The organism is Vibrio ulleungensis (genome assembly GCF_016900875.1).
In the GTDB taxonomy this organism is placed as follows: domain Bacteria; phylum Pseudomonadota; class Gammaproteobacteria; order Enterobacterales; family Vibrionaceae; genus Vibrio; species Vibrio ulleungensis.
Genome location: NZ_JAFEUM010000001.1, coordinates 411759 through 427949 on the forward strand (window position 1 = coordinate 411759; position 16191 = coordinate 427949).

16 protein-coding genes are annotated in these 16191 nt (G+C 45.6%); 5 read left to right on the forward strand and 11 right to left on the reverse strand.

Annotated elements, in window-relative coordinates:
* The first annotated feature begins 33 nt into the window (after nt 1–33).
* Both JQC93_RS02015 and JQC93_RS02020 read left to right on the forward strand, forming a co-directional pair.
* A complete protein-coding gene (locus tag JQC93_RS02015; RefSeq protein WP_205156792.1) occupies nt 34–840 on the forward strand; it encodes an HAD family hydrolase in 807 nt (268 codons plus the stop codon).
* A gap of 283 nt (nt 841–1123) precedes the next feature.
* On the forward strand, nt 1124–2608 hold the full coding sequence (locus JQC93_RS02020) for a porin family protein (RefSeq protein WP_205156793.1): 1485 nt from the start codon (nt 1124–1126) through the stop codon (nt 2606–2608).
* Between the two features lie 21 nt (nt 2609–2629).
* Here the strand turns inward: JQC93_RS02020 and JQC93_RS02025 are convergent, their stop codons facing one another.
* From JQC93_RS02025 to JQC93_RS02035, 3 genes are read right to left on the reverse strand one after another with little or no spacing between them, the layout of a single operon-like run.
* Nucleotides 2630–3589 carry a glycosyltransferase family 2 protein gene (locus JQC93_RS02025; RefSeq protein WP_205156794.1) on the reverse strand — a complete coding sequence of 320 codons (960 nt, stop codon included), beginning with the start codon at nt 3587–3589 and terminating at the stop codon, nt 2630–2632.
* Nucleotides 3582–4550 (reverse strand): polysaccharide deacetylase family protein, encoded by a 969-nt coding sequence (locus JQC93_RS02030; protein WP_205156795.1) that lies wholly within the window; start codon nt 4548–4550, stop codon nt 3582–3584. Before JQC93_RS02030 ends, JQC93_RS02025 begins: the two co-directional genes overlap by 8 nt.
* A gap of 8 nt (nt 4551–4558) precedes the next feature.
* Nucleotides 4559–6286, reverse strand: a complete 1728-nt coding sequence (locus tag JQC93_RS02035) for an arsenate reductase/protein-tyrosine-phosphatase family protein (RefSeq protein ID WP_205156796.1) — start codon at nt 6284–6286, stop codon at nt 4559–4561.
* A 278-nt stretch (nt 6287–6564) separates the two neighbouring features.
* Here JQC93_RS02035 and JQC93_RS02040 point away from each other — a divergent pair, with 278 nt between their 5' ends.
* Both JQC93_RS02040 and JQC93_RS02045 read left to right on the forward strand, forming a co-directional pair.
* Nucleotides 6565–7137 (forward strand): histidine phosphatase family protein, encoded by a 573-nt coding sequence (locus tag JQC93_RS02040; RefSeq protein WP_205156797.1) that lies wholly within the window; start codon nt 6565–6567, stop codon nt 7135–7137.
* Between the two features lie 118 nt (nt 7138–7255).
* Nucleotides 7256–7747: a hypothetical protein gene (locus JQC93_RS02045; RefSeq protein WP_205156798.1), complete on the forward strand. Its 492-nt coding sequence runs from the start codon at nt 7256–7258 to the stop codon at nt 7745–7747.
* A gap of 2 nt (nt 7748–7749) precedes the next feature.
* Here the strand turns inward: JQC93_RS02045 and JQC93_RS02050 are convergent, their stop codons facing one another.
* Entirely contained in the window at nt 7750–8394 is a 645-nt protein-coding gene (locus JQC93_RS02050) for a YdcF family protein (RefSeq protein WP_205156799.1), read from the reverse strand.
* Between the two features lie 292 nt (nt 8395–8686).
* Here JQC93_RS02050 and JQC93_RS02055 point away from each other — a divergent pair, with 292 nt between their 5' ends.
* A complete protein-coding gene (locus JQC93_RS02055; RefSeq protein WP_205156800.1) occupies nt 8687–9631 on the forward strand; it encodes a LysR family transcriptional regulator in 945 nt (314 codons plus the stop codon).
* A gap of 46 nt (nt 9632–9677) precedes the next feature.
* On the opposite strand, the gene JQC93_RS02060 is transcribed toward JQC93_RS02055, so the two are convergent.
* Genes JQC93_RS02060 through JQC93_RS02090 form a run of 7 tightly spaced genes read right to left on the reverse strand, consistent with a single transcriptional unit; the run spans nt 9678 to nt 16146 of the window.
* Nucleotides 9678–11048: a BatD family protein gene (locus JQC93_RS02060; RefSeq protein ID WP_205156801.1), complete on the reverse strand. Its 1371-nt coding sequence runs from the start codon at nt 11046–11048 to the stop codon at nt 9678–9680.
* On the reverse strand, nt 11035–11709 hold the full coding sequence (locus tag JQC93_RS02065) for a hypothetical protein (RefSeq protein WP_205156802.1): 675 nt from the start codon (nt 11707–11709) through the stop codon (nt 11035–11037). The genes JQC93_RS02060 and JQC93_RS02065 overlap by 14 nt, the downstream gene beginning before the upstream one ends.
* Nucleotides 11703–12695, reverse strand: coding sequence for a VWA domain-containing protein (locus JQC93_RS02070; RefSeq protein ID WP_328832973.1), 993 nt, complete (start codon nt 12693–12695; stop codon nt 11703–11705). Before JQC93_RS02070 ends, JQC93_RS02065 begins: the two co-directional genes overlap by 7 nt.
* Nucleotides 12688–13722 (reverse strand): vWA domain-containing protein, encoded by a 1035-nt coding sequence (locus JQC93_RS02075; RefSeq protein ID WP_205156803.1) that lies wholly within the window; start codon nt 13720–13722, stop codon nt 12688–12690. The genes JQC93_RS02070 and JQC93_RS02075 overlap by 8 nt, the downstream gene beginning before the upstream one ends.
* A complete protein-coding gene (locus tag JQC93_RS02080) occupies nt 13719–14219 on the reverse strand; it encodes a DUF4381 domain-containing protein (protein WP_205156804.1) in 501 nt (166 codons plus the stop codon). The genes JQC93_RS02075 and JQC93_RS02080 overlap by 4 nt, the downstream gene beginning before the upstream one ends.
* A complete protein-coding gene (locus tag JQC93_RS02085) occupies nt 14216–15166 on the reverse strand; it encodes a DUF58 domain-containing protein (RefSeq protein WP_236009245.1) in 951 nt (316 codons plus the stop codon). Before JQC93_RS02085 ends, JQC93_RS02080 begins: the two co-directional genes overlap by 4 nt.
* A gap of 11 nt (nt 15167–15177) precedes the next feature.
* Nucleotides 15178–16146 carry an AAA family ATPase gene (locus JQC93_RS02090; protein ID WP_205156805.1) on the reverse strand — a complete coding sequence of 323 codons (969 nt, stop codon included), beginning with the start codon at nt 16144–16146 and terminating at the stop codon, nt 15178–15180.
* Nucleotides 16147–16191: the final 45 nt, after the last annotated feature.

Consider the following 16191-nt stretch of genomic DNA (forward strand, 5'->3'; position numbering starts at 1 on the left):
GTGAATGCGCTTCAATCTCTAGTGAGTATGGTAATGACGACCCCTGATATCCGTTTTATTGCTGCCGATATGGACGGCACACTGTTGGACCCTTCTGGTAATTTGGATCCTGATTTTTTTGATGTGTTTGAACAGCTAGCAAAAAGAAATGTTCTATTTGCAGCAGCGTCGGGTCGGCAGTATTACAGCTTGCAAGATACCTTTGCACCCATTGCAGATAAAATGCTGTTTGTCGCCGAAAATGGCACCATGGTAATGCACCAAGGACAAGAGCTGTACAGCAACACCATTGAACGACAGGATATTACTCGAGTGATTGAGGCCGCAAGACAAATCGACGGCGTGCATATTGTGCTGTGCGGTAAGTCGGGAGCCTATATTGAGTCTACCGATCCTAGAGCGCATCAAGAGATTCAAAAATATTACGCCAAACGCACTCAAGTAGACGATTTGCTCAGCGTGGATGATCAGTTTATTAAAGTGGCATTGCTACACTTTGATGGCACGGAGGCTAAAGTCGCGCCAACGTTTAATGCTGAGTTTGGTGACAGTCACCAAGTAGTTGTCAGCGCCAAAATATGGCTCGACGTGATGGACAAAACCGCTTCCAAAGGCGCAGCAATTGAGCATTTACAAAATACAATGGGCTTTAGCTATGAACAAACGATGAGTTTTGGTGACTTCTTTAACGACGTCGAAATGCTACAAGTTAGCGGCGAATCTTATGCCATGGAAAATGCTCACCCAGAAGTAAAACAATACGCGAAGTATATAGCTCCTAGTAATGCACAGTCGGGGGTTCTATCTACAATTAAGCGCTTATTTTCTCTTGCTCAATAGTGATCGGTTGTTGTGCTGACAGTCAATGCCGCTAAAATGATATAGTATGCTGTAATACCAACCAAAGCAATTAACTGGTCATTCTTGCTTGTTAAAATCACTGATAACGGCGTTAAAGATTTTGTAGGTAGAGCAACTACCTACGGCAATCTTTGCCTTGTTCTCAGCGATTTTCCCGTCGCAATTTTCTGACCAGTTAATGACTTCGATTGGTATAAACAAAAGTTTCAACGGCCAATGGATGTTGGCTTACTTCATAGTCAGTAAAGGGATGTAGTGGCAGATGAGTAAAGTTGGATGGATAGCCGTATTTAGTCTCGCAATGACAGGTTGTAGCTCTACGCTATCGCTTGAAGAACGTGAAGCTAAACGAGAGCAAATTGATCAGCAATCGCAAGAAATTGTTGAGCAGTTACGCGATAAATACCCTGATATTGAAGAGCAAATCAACCAGTCCGAGGGTTACGTCACCATTTCTATGAGTGGTGTTAAAGTGCCTGTGGTTGGTTCGGCGTCCGGTGAAGGTGTGATTTACAGCCAACAAGAAAACTCAAGGACTTACGTCGAGGTCACTCGCTATGATCTGGGGGCTGGACTTGGCGCTGGTGGCTACCGTTCATTAACCCTATTTGATGACATTGAACAGCTTCATACCGTGCGAGAAGGCTCTTTAGAGATGTCCATTGGTGGCGATTGGGCGGTCAGTGACAGCTCGCGTGAAGCAGAGCTTTTTCAAGGCGGTGCCGATCTGCCATACACCACCTATCTACTGTACGACGATTCAACGGTTGGCGTTGTAGGCAGTGCGCGGGTTGTGTCCGTTTCGGTAAATGAAGAACTGACTGAAACAGGTGAAGGTGACGCTAAATTTCCTAACCAAACTCAACCGCCAATAGCTACAAAGCCTGATGAACCCAGACCCATCTGGGACTACCCATTGCCGTTCTTTGCGCAAGAGGTTATCGATCAAGGTTACAGCCTGCCTAAGCCATTTGGCATTTCTTTAGTTTACGCAGAAACACGACAAAACATGTCGCTGACCGACCTAGAAGCAGGCTTACCTGGCAATGGTAATGTCGCCATTCCTATGGAGTTTGTGACGTTCGATAATAACTACTCGCACAGTAAAACGCCGCAACTAAAGATTGATGCGTGGCTGTTCCCGTTTATGAATGTTTTTGCCACCGTGGGTAAGCTGAATGGTACGGCGCACATTGAGTTTAATTTGGATGGCAACGGGGTATTAGATCATTTGGGGATTGACTGTAGCGGGCCCTTTAAACCATTTGCGTGCCGCGTGCTAGAAGATAATCAAACCCCATTTGTCCCCATTGACGTAGATCTAGATGGATATAACTATACGTTTGGAACCGTTTTAGCTGGAGGGTGGAGAGACTATTTCGTAGCGCTACCTTTTTCAATGACTTATGTGGATATGAAAAGCTCTAAAGCCGAAGAGTTGGTAATTAGTGCCTCGCCTCGTGTCGGGAAGCGTATTCCACTGCAAGGTTCACAATCACTAGATTTGTTTATTGGTGCCAGTTATCTAGACAGCACCTTAACCATAACAGGTACTTTTGATTTGGCAGCTATTGGGATGGACGGCGAAGTCATAAACTACAAGATCAAACAAGAAAACGATGATAAGTGGGCAGGCCTCTTTGGCGCCAACTACACGTTCAACCGAGAATGGTCACTTTCAGCAGAATACGGCCAATACAAAAGTGATAAAAAGCAGTTTATTACTTCGCTTAATTACCGCTATTAGAGCAGTGTGAACACTGGCTCTTTAGCGCTTTATCAATGCCAGTACAGACAAGTACACCGCATAAAGCGACCACTTCAGGGTAAACTGATTGGCCAGTGCTTGATTGGCATAAATGCTGGCCAGTTTGTATGACTGCTGCTGTTTCATGATACTAGCTAAATGTTTGTATTCGTATACTTTAGCTTGAATAAATCGCTGCCTAATTTGAAGGTGTTTTACATTGGTGATGTTCTTCTCAATGTAGCAGAGGCGGTTCAGGATCTTTCCAACTGCGTTTACCGCCGTAGATACATTGTCTGCCTTACCTCGATCAGGAATATTGTGCCTTGATACGATAGCTGGGTTGTACAATATCGAGACGGCTTGGTCGATACTTCGGTAGTAAAAATCTCTATCCCCTTCGTAAGCGAGAGATTCATCCATCCCACCAACCTGCAAGAAAAAGTCACGGTGCATAAATGTGCAGTTCATGTGCGCAAATCCATTACTGGTAAGCAGTTGATCAACCTTGATAGGTTGCGTGTCAGTCCTTTGAAATGTTTTGGCAATGTCTTCAATCCAAATCACGGCCTCTTTCAATGTCCCGTTAGGTTCATACGCGATTTGATTGGAATAGATGACATCCACACCAGAAGGGTATTGCTCTAGATCGCGCACCACATTTGATAGATAGTGCGGGTCTGTCCAATAGTCGTCATCGTCAAGGAAAGCGACATACTCTCCAGTTGCCTGAGCCACGCCGTAGTTTCTGGAATAGTTTGGACCGTGACCGTTGCGCTTTTCTATCAAGTGAAAGTATTGAATCTTATCTGGGTGTGTGGCGATCAACTGTTGATATTGGGCCTGGACATCAGGCGAGCTTCCATCGTCAACCACAATAATTTCAGTATGCGGGTAGCTTTGGGTGAGTGCTGAATCCAAGGCTTTACTAAAAAGCCCAACTCTATTTTTCGTTGGGATAATTATCGAAACGTTAGTCATTGTTCGCCTTCTCTAACCTAGAAAACTCCGAAACCAGACTAGGGATTACTTTATTGTTATTAAGTAGCCAAGTCATGATCTCAACAGTACTTTCACCAATGTCGGCAGCCGTATTACCGGTTGAGTAGGGAGTTAACCCTGATTTTAAACTGGAAGAATGCAGTGACAAAATGAGGTGTTGATGACCTGTTTGCTGCAATCTCGAATAGATGCGTTTAAGCTCGTAGATGGGAACACCTTCTGGGCTAAAGCGTAATTTTTTAACCCGCGCAATTTTACTGAGCAGCTTAAGCGGTGTTGAACTTTGAATGCGGGTAAACAGCTCAGGCTTTTTATTGAGGTAGTTCGCCAGCGGCCCAACCACAGACAAGAAGGCGCTATTATGAGGGAATACTTCTATCCCTTGTTTGACGTAATGTCCGTTGGTTGTAGAAGAGAAATCTGGGCCACCCATAGAGGTAAAGTCACTGAATGCGCTCGGACTGATGTCTGTTTTGTAGCCCAAGGCGTGCAAAATCTCGTAGGTGTTCTCGCCAATGCCATAGCGACCCGCCAAATAAGTTGTCGGTGCGTGATGGGTTAACGCTTCAATAGCGTCTGTCAGTGTCTTTAGTTTGTCAAACTCAAGGTCGCGCGCCAAGTTTCCAGCAAAGGAGTGATACTCATCCACGTTGCCTTCAGAGTCTGACTCACTATACGGCGGAGTGACCCACGGGTGCAGGTGACTGGCAAATTCGATGTTTGGAGAGGCTAACCCGACCAGCTCTTCTATGGCCTGACGACCTTGTGGGCTATTTATAAACGCGTAATCAAGCGCTAACGTGACCTTCGCGCCAATGTCGAGAAGCTGTTTAACCGTAGTTGTGAACTGTGTGTGATGTGAGACATTATCATTGAAACGATTAAACCCACCATTCCAATCAAACTCTTCTTCTGTGTGAATGACTACCGCACATTCCATTGTGATACCTATCGACTAATATCGTTGTAGAGTCGCTCGACAGCGGCGTTAATCATGCTATAGCTGTCATTAGCGTCTTGGGTGGTTTTACCATACGGATCGTCAATATAGGCTCGGCCAAACCACAAAGGGCCAACCAAGTCTGTCATGTTAACGCCTTCTGCCGGAGCCAAGTTTTGTTCAAAAAATAGTTGATTTTTCTCATCAAAAAACAAAACCAAATCTCTATCGGTAAGTTGAAAATCTCGAATATGTTTAGATCTGTGCAGCGCTAAATCCACATCAAACTGTTTGGCCGCCTCAATAAACATATCGGGGGACTGACGACCTGTTGGATCATGGATACCTACAGAGTGAATAGATAACGTAGTATCTCCGGGCAGTTTCTTTTTCAAATCGAACTCGGCGAATGAGCTGCGCACGATGTTCCCGTAACACAAGAAGTAGATCGAGTTGTAGTAACCATTCCCCAGTTTTTTACGTAAGGTTGCACGCACAAATGGGCGGTAAAAAAGCCTAAGCTGCGGTACTTTCCGATTGATGAACGAGCTAACCAGTTTCACGATATCCAACAGTTCAGCAAAAAAGGGTTTTGTGTCGTTCAATTCGAAGCTGTCTATTCGCTCTTTACCTACTAGCATTCTTCTTGATTCAAAGGATCTAATCGCTAAAAACTTAAGCGCTTTGAGTAAGCCTTTGCGTCGACGAATGCCCTGAAACTGACTTCTTACCATATTAAAGTCAGACGTAAGATTGCGAGCGTATTGATCGATACGATAGTCTTTGGGATACAAATCACTGTGAACACTTTGAGGTTCGGTCAAGTAGTTAGCAAAGTAGCTTGGAAAGTCGATACCTGATTGCACAGCCAAAGGAATTGAACCCCATACACGAGCATTTACTTCGATAAGGATCCATTTGCCATTATTAGGGTTTCTTTTAAATTCAAACATCGCCAGACCGGTCATATGGGTCTTTTCACACAGCTTTTTAACGGCTTCAAGCTGCGCGGGGTCGACCTCGACACTTTTACGGTAGGAGCTGCCACCCCCGTCGGCGGACTCCCAAAGCCGCTGATGAGCAAACGCGGTTTTGACCACGCCCTCAATAGCAAACACTGACAAGCCTTCACCAGTGCCTTCAAAATATTGCTCTAGAATAAAAGGCTGATGCTGTCCGTCTAATAACGTTTTTAGTTGTTCGGTATCGCGCACTATAGCGACCTTACCACGGTTGTGAATGTCGTCTTCGCGGTAGGATTGCAGCGGCTTAAACACAACAGGCAGCTCAATAGCTTCAAGGTCTATCTGTGATGAATTCTCAAAATGGTGGGCATCTGCCACGGGAATATCACATTCCATGGCAACAGATTTGGTTTTCCACTTGTCCAAAAAGACGTAGAACGCATCTTCGTTAACGACGGCGCAAGGAGGGAAGTCTTGGTGAGATTTTCGTAATTCAAGCAGCGGGAAAATGGCACGCTCATCACACGGAAAAATCAGCTCAATGGCGTGTTCGGTAACGTATTGCGCGATGGCATGTGACCACGCGGACTCTGTGTTGGCTAGTTGACTGACGCATTTAAAGGCGTGAAGGTATTGGCTGCGCAGTGCAATAGACTGCGCATTGAGCGAAATGGCATGGACCTCATACTCATTTTTAGCCAGCGAACGAATTGAGCTAAGAAAGCTCCTCGAATCTTCGCCAATCACTAAAACGCGTTTACGTTTGCTCATCCTTTTAGCCTAAACTCCGCTTTGCTTTACGATGCAAATAATCACCAATTACACTCTCATTCATACTACGCGAACGGGTTACTGGTCTGTGTTGCAAACTTAAGATAAAGAAGTGTTCCCTTATTACGGTCTCAAAGGTGACACGGTGAGGCTGAAATATTGAAAACATTCAAGCTTTTGCTCGTCAAATACCCCTAAATAGCGTGATGATAATCGAAGGTACGAGAGCGTTGGTAATGCACATCAATATGATAAAACCACAATGAGTAGAAATGCGAATGAAAACACTGTATTTGGTTAGGCATGGTGAAGCGGGAGACGATAGGCTTGAGCAGGTGAGTTATGTCGCGATAAATGAATACGACAAGCCGCTCACCCAACTGGGTATCGAACAGTCCATTAAGTTAAACGCGGTGTTTGACTCAATCTCCATCGACCGAAGCTACACCAGTGACTACTTGCGAGCTAAAGAAACCTTCGCTCAACTTAATATTGCGTCGAATGCGCATTGTGAGCTTGCCGATATTAGAGAGTTGTATTGTGAGTGCATAGGTAAAAATTTAGGCAACGTAGACATTGAAGAATTTAAACGGCAGAAACAACGTGTGCTGCGCTTTATTGAAAATCATCTTTTGCGCATAGCCGATGGGGAAACAGTGTTAGTTGTGGCGCACGGATGCTTTATCCTCTATTTGCTAAAGCAGCTTATTGGTAAGTCTTTCGGGCACGATATGACTCATACAGGAGTGACTAAGCTGGTCTTTGAAAATGGGTGGGATTTTGAGTATTTTAATCACTCTTCACACTTGCAGGACGCGATTTCGCCAGAGATTAGTGTTCTGTTTGAGTGAACTTTGTTTGTAGGGCGATAGCTAATAATACACAACAATCGCGACGTCAAATGAGACGATTGAGTGATAAATAGTTTGAATTTTTTCGACTACTTGAACGACGAGACTTATATTTTCTATGCAAAACGCTAAAAGCTTTTTGATGACGGGTATGTTGCTACTGCTAGTAAGTGGATGCCGCTTTTCCTTGTATCCCAGCAATCCTTTACCTGAGTTTGAGCAAGATAACTCTCCGACTCTCGCAGGCATAGATACTGACGGCAATGGTATAAGAGACGATATTGAGCGTTACTTAGGGACTCTTGAGCTAAATGATTCCCAGCAAAAAGCGCTGAATCGGTTGGCGGTGTCGCTGCAAGTTAGCCTTGAAACTGACCTTGAGAGAAGCCTCGACAGCCAACCCACATTACAAAAAAATCATCAGGATTACGTATCCCATCTATATTGTTTTGTGGAGTCTATGCAAGATGACGAAAAAGCGGGAAGTATCGTGGATAGTCTTCATTTGTATACCATTAATACTCCACAGCGGATAGATAAACACAAACAGAATCAAACGGTATTGCTTAATCAGCCAAGCCCGTCACCAGATGAATCGGTTTGCCACTAAGGCTAGTCGCAGTGGTAATATCCAAGTGCCTTAACCACCTCATAAGCTTGATAAACTTCTTTAGGGATAGGTTGCTCAATTTGAAACCCCTTTGCCGGATAGTCTCTAATTCGCTCAAAATCGCTCACCATAGCGTCCACCACTAAATCGATTGGCATATCGATGCAGAGATAGTCTTCAAACTTGCCTTTCTGAGAGGTGACGACTACTTGTGTTTCTTCTATAGGCCACTGTTTAACAAACGTCGCTAGGCTTCGTCGTTCCATAAACGGCTTTTGAACAATAATGACTTTTTCGGGAATGTCGTTCATATCATTCAGCATTTGATAACTAAAGAGTACATTTTCCCCTGTATTGCTGGCGTTTGTTTCTAATAAAATCGCCTCTTTAGGTACGCCCAAATCGCGAGCGACCTGCGCAAAAGTCTCGGCTTCAGTGTGCTCAAATAGATCTTCAGTAAATCGACCTAAGCCACCGCTGAATAGTATCTTTGGGGCTAACTGCAGATGATAAAGTTGGGCAGCGTATTCAGCTACGCGAAGATCATTGCTGCATAGCACCATAATTAGGTCACTTTTAACTACGCAATGGTCGAGCTGCAAATATTGCCACAAGGTTTCAATCGCTTTGTATTTTCTCATCTTCATTATCGAGTTTGTTGAGTCTTTATAGCCTGAGACTACCATCATTTGACATGCAAAAATGGAAGCGAGTTGTAATATGGGAAAACCTTCGCGAGTCTTTTGATACCACTGCGCTATCGTTTTGAAAGCACACTGTCACAGACGAAGGAGAATGCAATCGTCGTCATACTGTTGTGCATGAGATGTGATCCAAGATTAGTCAATAAACCCATTAGGTATTTTCATACTGGAAATGCAGGTAATATATTAGCTAAATAGAGACTTTGAGATCACGCTGCCCAGTGAGACGGATACCATGGTAACAATAGAACAGCAACTATCGCGCATAGACCTTAATCTTTTGGTGTCGCTGAGCGTGCTCCTTAAAGAGAGAAATGTTACTAAGGCTGCACAGCGATTGTATCTGTCGCAGCCGGCGATGAGTCGAGCCTTAGCAAAGTTACGGGAAATTTTTGACGATCCACTTTTGTATCGTGAGTCGAATGGGTTGTCACCCACTCAAAAAGCGCTGGAGCTTCAGGGGGCAATCGATGAGCTATTGCTGTCGACTCAAAGTATTCTGTCGAAAAAGGAGTTTAGCCCTCAAAGCTGTGACAACACCTTTACCATTTCAATCCCGCCGCTAATGAGCACATTTTTGTCGGTTCCATTGGCGACGGCGCTTGTTGAGCAGGCTCCACTCGCTAGCATGGCGGAATACCCTATCACCACTACGCCGATTCAGCATTTATCGTCACGAGATGTGGACTTTTCGATCCATATTATTCAGCCAAAAGACGAAACAGAGTACTCATATCAGAAGTTGGGGCGGTTGCACCCCGTTTTTTATGTCTCGCAAAATCATCCCCTAGCGCAGAAAAATGATGTGACCTTAGAAGAGATTTTGGCGTATCGATTCGTTGATATGAGCTTGGATATTAGCTCTCTCATTGAATTCCAAAACCCCATCGATGTCTATTTGGAAGGGTTGGGCCTTAGACGGGACCTCGCTTACAAAAGTGGACAGGTGGCCTCGCTGATTAAATTTATGCAAAGCACCGACAGTGTGATGGCGTCGACGCAAATGCTGGCTAAAACGGCGAATGCGGAGCAGCTAGTGCCGATTTTGAGTTTACAGGGTGTCGATGAGGTTGAGGTTAATCTCTATTTAATTGAACACAAGAGAACACTGCACAGCGAGCCCCACAAATGGTTTAAGGAACTGATCGTTTCAACCATTAGAGATGGCGTGTTCCTCTAACGGTTGTGGGCTAATTGCTTCAAGTTGTTGCTCGGGCTACAGACATTTATTTCTGACCGTTAAGATTTAAGTCAAATGTGAATGGTTCTGAAGCTCTCTGCTTAGGACTTAGCAGATGTTCAATCAAGGTACTTGCCTCGGCGGTACTCAATGTAGATGTTTTACCCCCATCAAATGCAGCGCTTTGAAGCTTTTTCCATATAGCCTCTGAATCGGCATTAAGGTGTCTCGATACATCTGTCGCGGATTGGCTTTTTGAGCCCACGATTAAATAAGCCACTTGTATCGCATTGATATACTGCTTGCGTTCGATATGTGATAGAAACAGTTTTCGCTGACTAGCCAACCAAGCGCGCTTTTTACGTTTAAGGGTGAAGTCAGAAAACAGCGTTACCTTTTTATTTGCCCATACAAGAATGCTGAGTAGAACAATAACAATTGGAAGAGTGGCTTTATTGACCGTTAGCCACTCAATGGTCTTTGTTGCAAGGTTTTGGACATCGACATTTGTGAGGCTAGCGATCACTCCTTTGTTACCAGCAATCATTGTTTGCTCGCTCACTGACAGAGTCTCGAGTTGTTTGTTTTTGGTGTCCCACCACGGTATACGGATCTCTGGCAGCGTGTAGGCGCCTTTTTCTTGTACGATGACGGTTACGCTTTGTTTAAGTACCGCCGTGTTGGTTTTGCTCAACGGGTTTAGGACATTTTCTTTTACCGGTGGTTTGAGATAGTTTTCGGTTCCTTTTATCGGCTCTATATTGATCTCGGGTAGCACGATGGTATTGGAGCCACTCACTTCGAGCTTGTAGGTGAATGTCACGGCATCCCCCACGTACAGTTCTTTATCAAGCTCACGGTCGGTGGTCACAGATAGTGATGCGTTGCTGCCAACCACTAAACGTGAATTATCGCCAGATCCACCTATTTCTGTGACTGAAAACTCAACAGCTGATGCTGCAGTCACACGACCAGCACTTTTTTCACCCCCCGTAGACTCGATAGAGGCATCCACAGCTAATTCGGGTAAAGAAAAGGTTTTTGCAGTAGTAGGAAAAACATGTAACTGAGTTTTTTGTGAGTACCACTTTTGGCCTTCAATAGTGCGGGTAGAGCTTGAGATAGGTTTGCTATCAGTCACGACCACAGCATCTTGAATATCAACATAGGGAAGCACCATATCCTCGGCAAAAGGATACAAACTAAGCAGCTCCAACTCGATGTCGAGTTGCTCTTTAATCACCACCTCATCCGCGCTGGTGGTCATGTTCAAGCGAATGTCCTTTTCAGAGACCGCTTGTTCAAATGTGCTTTGGGCAGTAACGCTTTGTGAAAAGGCAACACTGGTTACCGCAAGTGTGCATACCACTAACCACATTCTAAACAAGCGGTTGCGGCCGGGTTTATTTTTGTTCATTAGCGTACTCACTTTGAAACTTTTGCCTTAAAAAATTTGAAGGGTTTTGGCGCACTTGATTAAGCCAAGCTTGGTCTGTTAGGCGCACAGTCTTATCAGCCTTTTTATCGCTCTCTTCGCTGGCTATTTGGCGATCATCGATGGATTTATTGGTGCTCTTCTCCGGTGGCGCATTTTTGATTTTTTCCATTGCCAATGACACCACGCGGAAATTTTCTTTTGCTGCGTCAGACACTTCGCCGGTTTGATACAACGCTTGATACTGCGTTTGCGCCGTTTCGAATTGCCCTGAATGCGCATACGCGTTAGCAACCGCGAGCTGAGCATTAGGACTGTCTAACCGTTCAAACTGCTCGATTGCCGATACGAAGTTGCCCGATAAGTAGCTGCTGTGAGCTTTCCATTGTTGTGACTCAAATAGGGCCGCCGCTTCTTTATACTGCTCATTGTTAAAATAGAGAGCGGCTTGTTGGTCACTCGACAGCCATGCGTTTTTAAACGATGCCGGTGATAACTGATGCCAGCAAACTAACCCTGTGGCAATAAGCAAAATGGAGAGACCCCATCGCTTGATAGGACTTAGCTTATCAATGGTCTTTATGAGTCGGTGATTGGCTACAGTGCGTTGGTCTGTCGGCCGAGTGTTGATTGTCGTTACCATTTTAATGTCCAACCTCGTCTAAACCACATAAGTTGCAGTGGCAGTAGTAAAAACAGCAACCAATACCCGGCATCGAGCCAAGGCTGGTCAGCATCGTCTGAGCTAAACAGGTTGTTTTGAATCAAGCTATACACTCTGTCGATATCGCTAGAGTCATGAGTGAATGGGATCATAGACCCATGCCCGGATTGAGCCAGCTGGGTTAGGCGCTGCAAGTCTTCTTGAGTAAGACCCGCAACGGGAGCCTCGGCACCCGAACCGCTGTTGGCATGTTCACCAATAGCCCACACCAATACTTGATGCTCCAGTGGCGCAAATTCTTGCTTCAGCTTTGCTATAGCCTGCTCATCAGTTTTATCGGTTAATAGCAGAACGGTCGAAGGCGCTTTTGCTTTTTTCAGCAGTGTTTTCACCGGTGTAATGAAGGCGTCAGGCCGTGTTGTTTGATCCGGCAACAGCTGCGTATCTAATACATCCAAAAAGTAGTGGGCTAGGGTGCTATCTTTAGTGGTTGGCATTGCAACATGGGCGCTACCTCCATACACCACCAAGGCGGTTTTAGCATCACCGCGACGCTCAATGAGTTGCAGCACTTTCTGTTTTGCACGTGTCAGTCTAGTGGGCTGTAGGTCGGATTGATTCATGGTATCGGCTACGTCTAATACCACGATGAGTTCTGAGTTATCTTCGTAAAGTGGCGATGTTTGTCGTGTCCATGTGGGTCCAGCCATAACCAAGGTGGCAATTATCGCGATCACCAGAAACAGGTGAGTAGGCGTCCACCACCCATTATTGTGGGCATTGATGGTTAATTGCTGAACCATTTTGGCGGACATGTGCTTTCGCCACTGCGCGGTGAGATCATCTTCCTTACGCAGCATTCGATAGAACACAAATAGCGGTATTAGCGATACCAACCACCATGGTCTTATAAAGTGAAACTGACTCAGATCAGAAACATTTAGCTTAGTTAGGAGATCAAACACGGTGCGCTCCTTTTGACGACGCTTGGGCCGTGGTTGACTCAGTTCGACGCGTGCTTTGTGTAATTTTTAGTAGCAGTACCAGCGCCACCGCGAGCAGCTGAGTAACAAAGAAAACCCCAAACGCAATATGGTGCAAGCTATGTCTAGGACGATGTGAGACAACATCAAACTCTTGCTGTTCGAGGTTGTTGATCACGTGGTACGCTTTTTCTAAATCTTGTGAATTCATCGCATGGAACATGCTGCCTCCCGTAATGCGCGATACGCTCTCTAGGGTGGGAAGGTCCATTTTGTAGCGCCCTTTAGTGCTGGGATCACCCATCGCGATAGTGTGGATCTTTATATTGTATTTTTGAGCAATTTCCGCAGCTTTAATGGGTGGCATTTTCGAACTGGTGTCATCACCATCAGTCAATAAAATCAGTACACGTTGACGGCTTTTCTCTTGCTCAAAAAGGGCAATTGATAGTCCAATAGCATCACCAAAGGCGGTTTGAAATCCGGCGTAGCCAAGTTGAGCATCGTTAAGCAACGCTTGCCAAGCTGGGATGTCATCAGTAAAAGGGGTTTGCACATAGGCTGCATCAGCAAACAAAATCAAACCGAGTCGGTCATGTTCTCGCCCTGCAGCAAAGTCGTTCAAAACCTGTTTTGCCACGGTTAGGCGGTCGACTTTAACCCCAGAGGCGTCAACAAAATCTTTCTCCGACATTGAGCCGGACAAATCCAATGCCACCATGATCTCTCTGGCAGATTTTCGCTGCTCAATAGGCTCACCCAACCAAACGGGTTTAGCTATCGCAGTTACCAGTGCTAAGTAGCCGATAACCACGACCACCCATTGAATTTTTCGGCGTTTTAGTTCGGATGAGCCTTCGAGAGCCTCTTGCCCAGATACCGCAACCAATCGCTCAAAAAACGGCACTTTTAGGGCTTTTGTTGTGGTTTTGTAGGGCGGTATAAAGCGATAGACCAGTAAAGGCGCGATCAACAGACAAAATGCCAAAGGATAATCAAACTCAATCATTGTGCGACCTCATGATGCTTTATCCAAAATGCCACGGCTTCGCGCAGCGACAACAATTGTTGTTGTGATTCATCAACTTGATGTGAATAGGCCAAACGGCTGAGTAACCCCGCGTGTTTTACGCTGAAATCACTGCCTGGGCAGCGAGCATCTAGCCACTCTTCCCATGATTGACCGACCAACGGAGCGACATCTTCTCTTGGGTAGGCATAAAGCGCCGTACGTCTAATCAGCAGCGGTATCATTGCGACTTGGTCTGAGTTAAGCCCAATCTCCGATAGCGCTTTGATCGCAGCTCTTCGATAAGCATTGCGTTGATAATGCCGATATAGCCGAACCAGCTGGTAGATAACGTAAGCAGCTAGCAAACCGATAACAACCCACCACCCAGGTGCATCAGGTATCCAACTAATGGGCTCAGGCAAGCTAGGCTCCATTAAACCTGAGGTGAGTGGCGTGATGCCTTGTGGGTGCAGGTTTTCTATGCCATCGCTCATTTCATTGTCCTACTGTGATGACCAAGTTGGGCGCGAAGCTGCACATCGGTCTCTTCAATCGTATTAAAGTGAAGCATTGGAATTTTGAATTTTCGGGCAAGCTTTGCAAACCCTTCGATAGCCTGAGTAACATCGCTGGAGAACTTTTCTCTAAACGGCTCATCATCGCTCGACAGCGAGACTTGTTTTGCTCCATCGCTGAACACGACATCGCCTAAATTGGCGAGTTGATGCTCGAGAGGATCGGTCACATGACAAAATACGACGTCGTTGTGCTGACAAAGCTTTTTGATCGCGTCATCGTTGTGCGAGCTATAGCCGTAACCATCGGTAATGATGATCACCAGCCCATCATGCTTGACCAAACGTTGAGCTTGTTTAAAGAAACCGCTAAATGAAGAGCGTTGTGAAAGCGCCGCGCTCTCTACCCCCAAGGCGTGGTTTTTTAGCACCACTTGGCTTAACAGCTTTAACACATGATTGGCACTGCGGTGGGGAGCGACAGTAACCGACGATGAATCGTCAAACACAATGGCACCAACTCGGTCGGTGGCCCCTATGATATTCCAGGCGATAAGTGCACCAATTTCTGCAGCAATGACGGATTTCATTTTTCTTTGACTGCCAAAGAACATTCCTGCTCTTTGATCAATCAATAAATAGACGTTTCGTTCGCGCTCTTCAGAATAGATCCTTACATGAGGTTTGCCGGTTCTATTGGTGACTTTCCAATCCATGGTGCGAATATCATCACCCACATTGTAATGGCGCATCTCTTCAAAGTTTAATCCTCGGCCACGCAGCTTTGATACATGTCTGCCAGTCAACAAGCTGTTTATTGGCTGGTTAGGCAAGAAATCAAATCCTGTTGCTTTGTATCTTAAGCGACTCAACGTATCGAGGCTGGTGTAGAAGTCTGGATCTCTATTGCCTTGGCTCATCGACATAACAAATACCTCTACGCAACCGCGATGTGGGTAAGAATCTCGTCGATAACACGGTCCGCATTCACCCCATCAGCCAGCGCATCGTAGGTTAAGATCAAGCGATGTCTTAGTACACCGTGGACCACGCCCCTAACATCATCGGGATCGACAAATTCTTTACCGCTCAGCCACGCCATGGCGCGAGCGCACTTATCGAGCGCAATGGTTGCTCGGGGACTAGAGCCCACTGCAATCCACTTAGATAAGTTTGAGTCAGGGTACAGCTCGGGCTGTCGGGTCGCGACGATAATCGCGACGATGTATTTAAGCACCGCATCGCTACAATGGATCTTGGTTATTTGGTTGCGCGCTTCAAAAATGGATTGAGGATCAATTGGCTGTGAAGGCTCGTTAGACTGGGCTTCTTCGCCACGTACCATTTTGATGATCAACTCTTCATCCTCAGCATTTGGATAATCCAGATTGATCTTCATAATAAATCTGTCCATCTGCGCCTCTGGTAAAGGATATGTCCCTTCTTGTTCAACCGGATTTTGTGTGGCTAATACCATAAATAGGTCAGGCAATTTATAGGTTTTACCTGCAACGGTAATTTGTCTCTCCTCCATCGCCTCAAGCAATGCAGCTTGCACTTTCGCGGGAGAGCGATTGATCTCGTCGGCTAGGAGTAAGTTATTGAATACCGGTCCCTGCTGGAACGTCAGTGTGGGCTTGCCATCGACCTCTTGATACACCTCGGTACCCGTGACGTCTGACGGCAACAGATCGGGGGTAAATTGGACACGCCCAAGATCGACTGTTAATGCATCAGCAAGAGCTTTTATCGAACGTGTTTTGGCGGTGCCAGGAAGCCCCTCGAGCAACACGTTGCCGTTGGTCAATAACGCAACTAATAAGGTATCCACCATATGTTGTTGACCAACCACAGAGCGACCCATTTGAGTTTTAAGCTCTCTTATGTCTTTTAAAGCCTGGTTCATTTACTTCTCCGATTATCGTATCTACTATTAAAATCTAGCGTCTAC

Excerpts from the sequence above, each read along its gene's own strand:
- JQC93_RS02025 (WP_205156794.1), bottom strand. The coding sequence starts at position 3,589 with ATGACTAACGTTTCGATAATTATCCCAACGAAAAATAGAGTTGGGCTT.
- JQC93_RS02050 (WP_205156799.1), bottom strand. The coding sequence starts at position 8,394 with ATGAAGATGAGAAAATACAAAGCGATTGAAACCTTGTGGCAATATTTG.
- JQC93_RS02020 (WP_205156793.1), top strand. The coding sequence starts at position 1,124 with ATGAGTAAAGTTGGATGGATAGCCGTATTTAGTCTCGCAATGACAGGT.
- JQC93_RS02060 (WP_205156801.1), bottom strand. The coding sequence starts at position 11,048 with ATGAACAAAAATAAACCCGGCCGCAACCGCTTGTTTAGAATGTGGTTA.
- JQC93_RS02080 (WP_205156804.1), bottom strand. The coding sequence starts at position 14,219 with ATGAGCGATGGCATAGAAAACCTGCACCCACAAGGCATCACGCCACTC.
- JQC93_RS02075 (WP_205156803.1), bottom strand. The coding sequence starts at position 13,722 with ATGATTGAGTTTGATTATCCTTTGGCATTTTGTCTGTTGATCGCGCCT.
- JQC93_RS02030 (WP_205156795.1), bottom strand. The coding sequence starts at position 4,550 with ATGGAATGTGCGGTAGTCATTCACACAGAAGAAGAGTTTGATTGGAAT.
- JQC93_RS02035 (WP_205156796.1), bottom strand. The coding sequence starts at position 6,286 with ATGAGCAAACGTAAACGCGTTTTAGTGATTGGCGAAGATTCGAGGAGC.
- JQC93_RS02085 (WP_236009245.1), bottom strand. The coding sequence starts at position 15,166 with ATGTCGATGAGCCAAGGCAATAGAGATCCAGACTTCTACACCAGCCTC.
- JQC93_RS02055 (WP_205156800.1), top strand. The coding sequence starts at position 8,687 with ATGGTAACAATAGAACAGCAACTATCGCGCATAGACCTTAATCTTTTG.
- JQC93_RS02015 (WP_205156792.1), top strand. The coding sequence starts at position 34 with ATGACGACCCCTGATATCCGTTTTATTGCTGCCGATATGGACGGCACA.
- JQC93_RS02040 (WP_205156797.1), top strand. The coding sequence starts at position 6,565 with ATGAAAACACTGTATTTGGTTAGGCATGGTGAAGCGGGAGACGATAGG.
- JQC93_RS02045 (WP_205156798.1), top strand. The coding sequence starts at position 7,256 with ATGCAAAACGCTAAAAGCTTTTTGATGACGGGTATGTTGCTACTGCTA.
- JQC93_RS02065 (WP_205156802.1), bottom strand. The coding sequence starts at position 11,709 with ATGGTAACGACAATCAACACTCGGCCGACAGACCAACGCACTGTAGCC.
- JQC93_RS02090 (WP_205156805.1), bottom strand. The coding sequence starts at position 16,146 with ATGAACCAGGCTTTAAAAGACATAAGAGAGCTTAAAACTCAAATGGGT.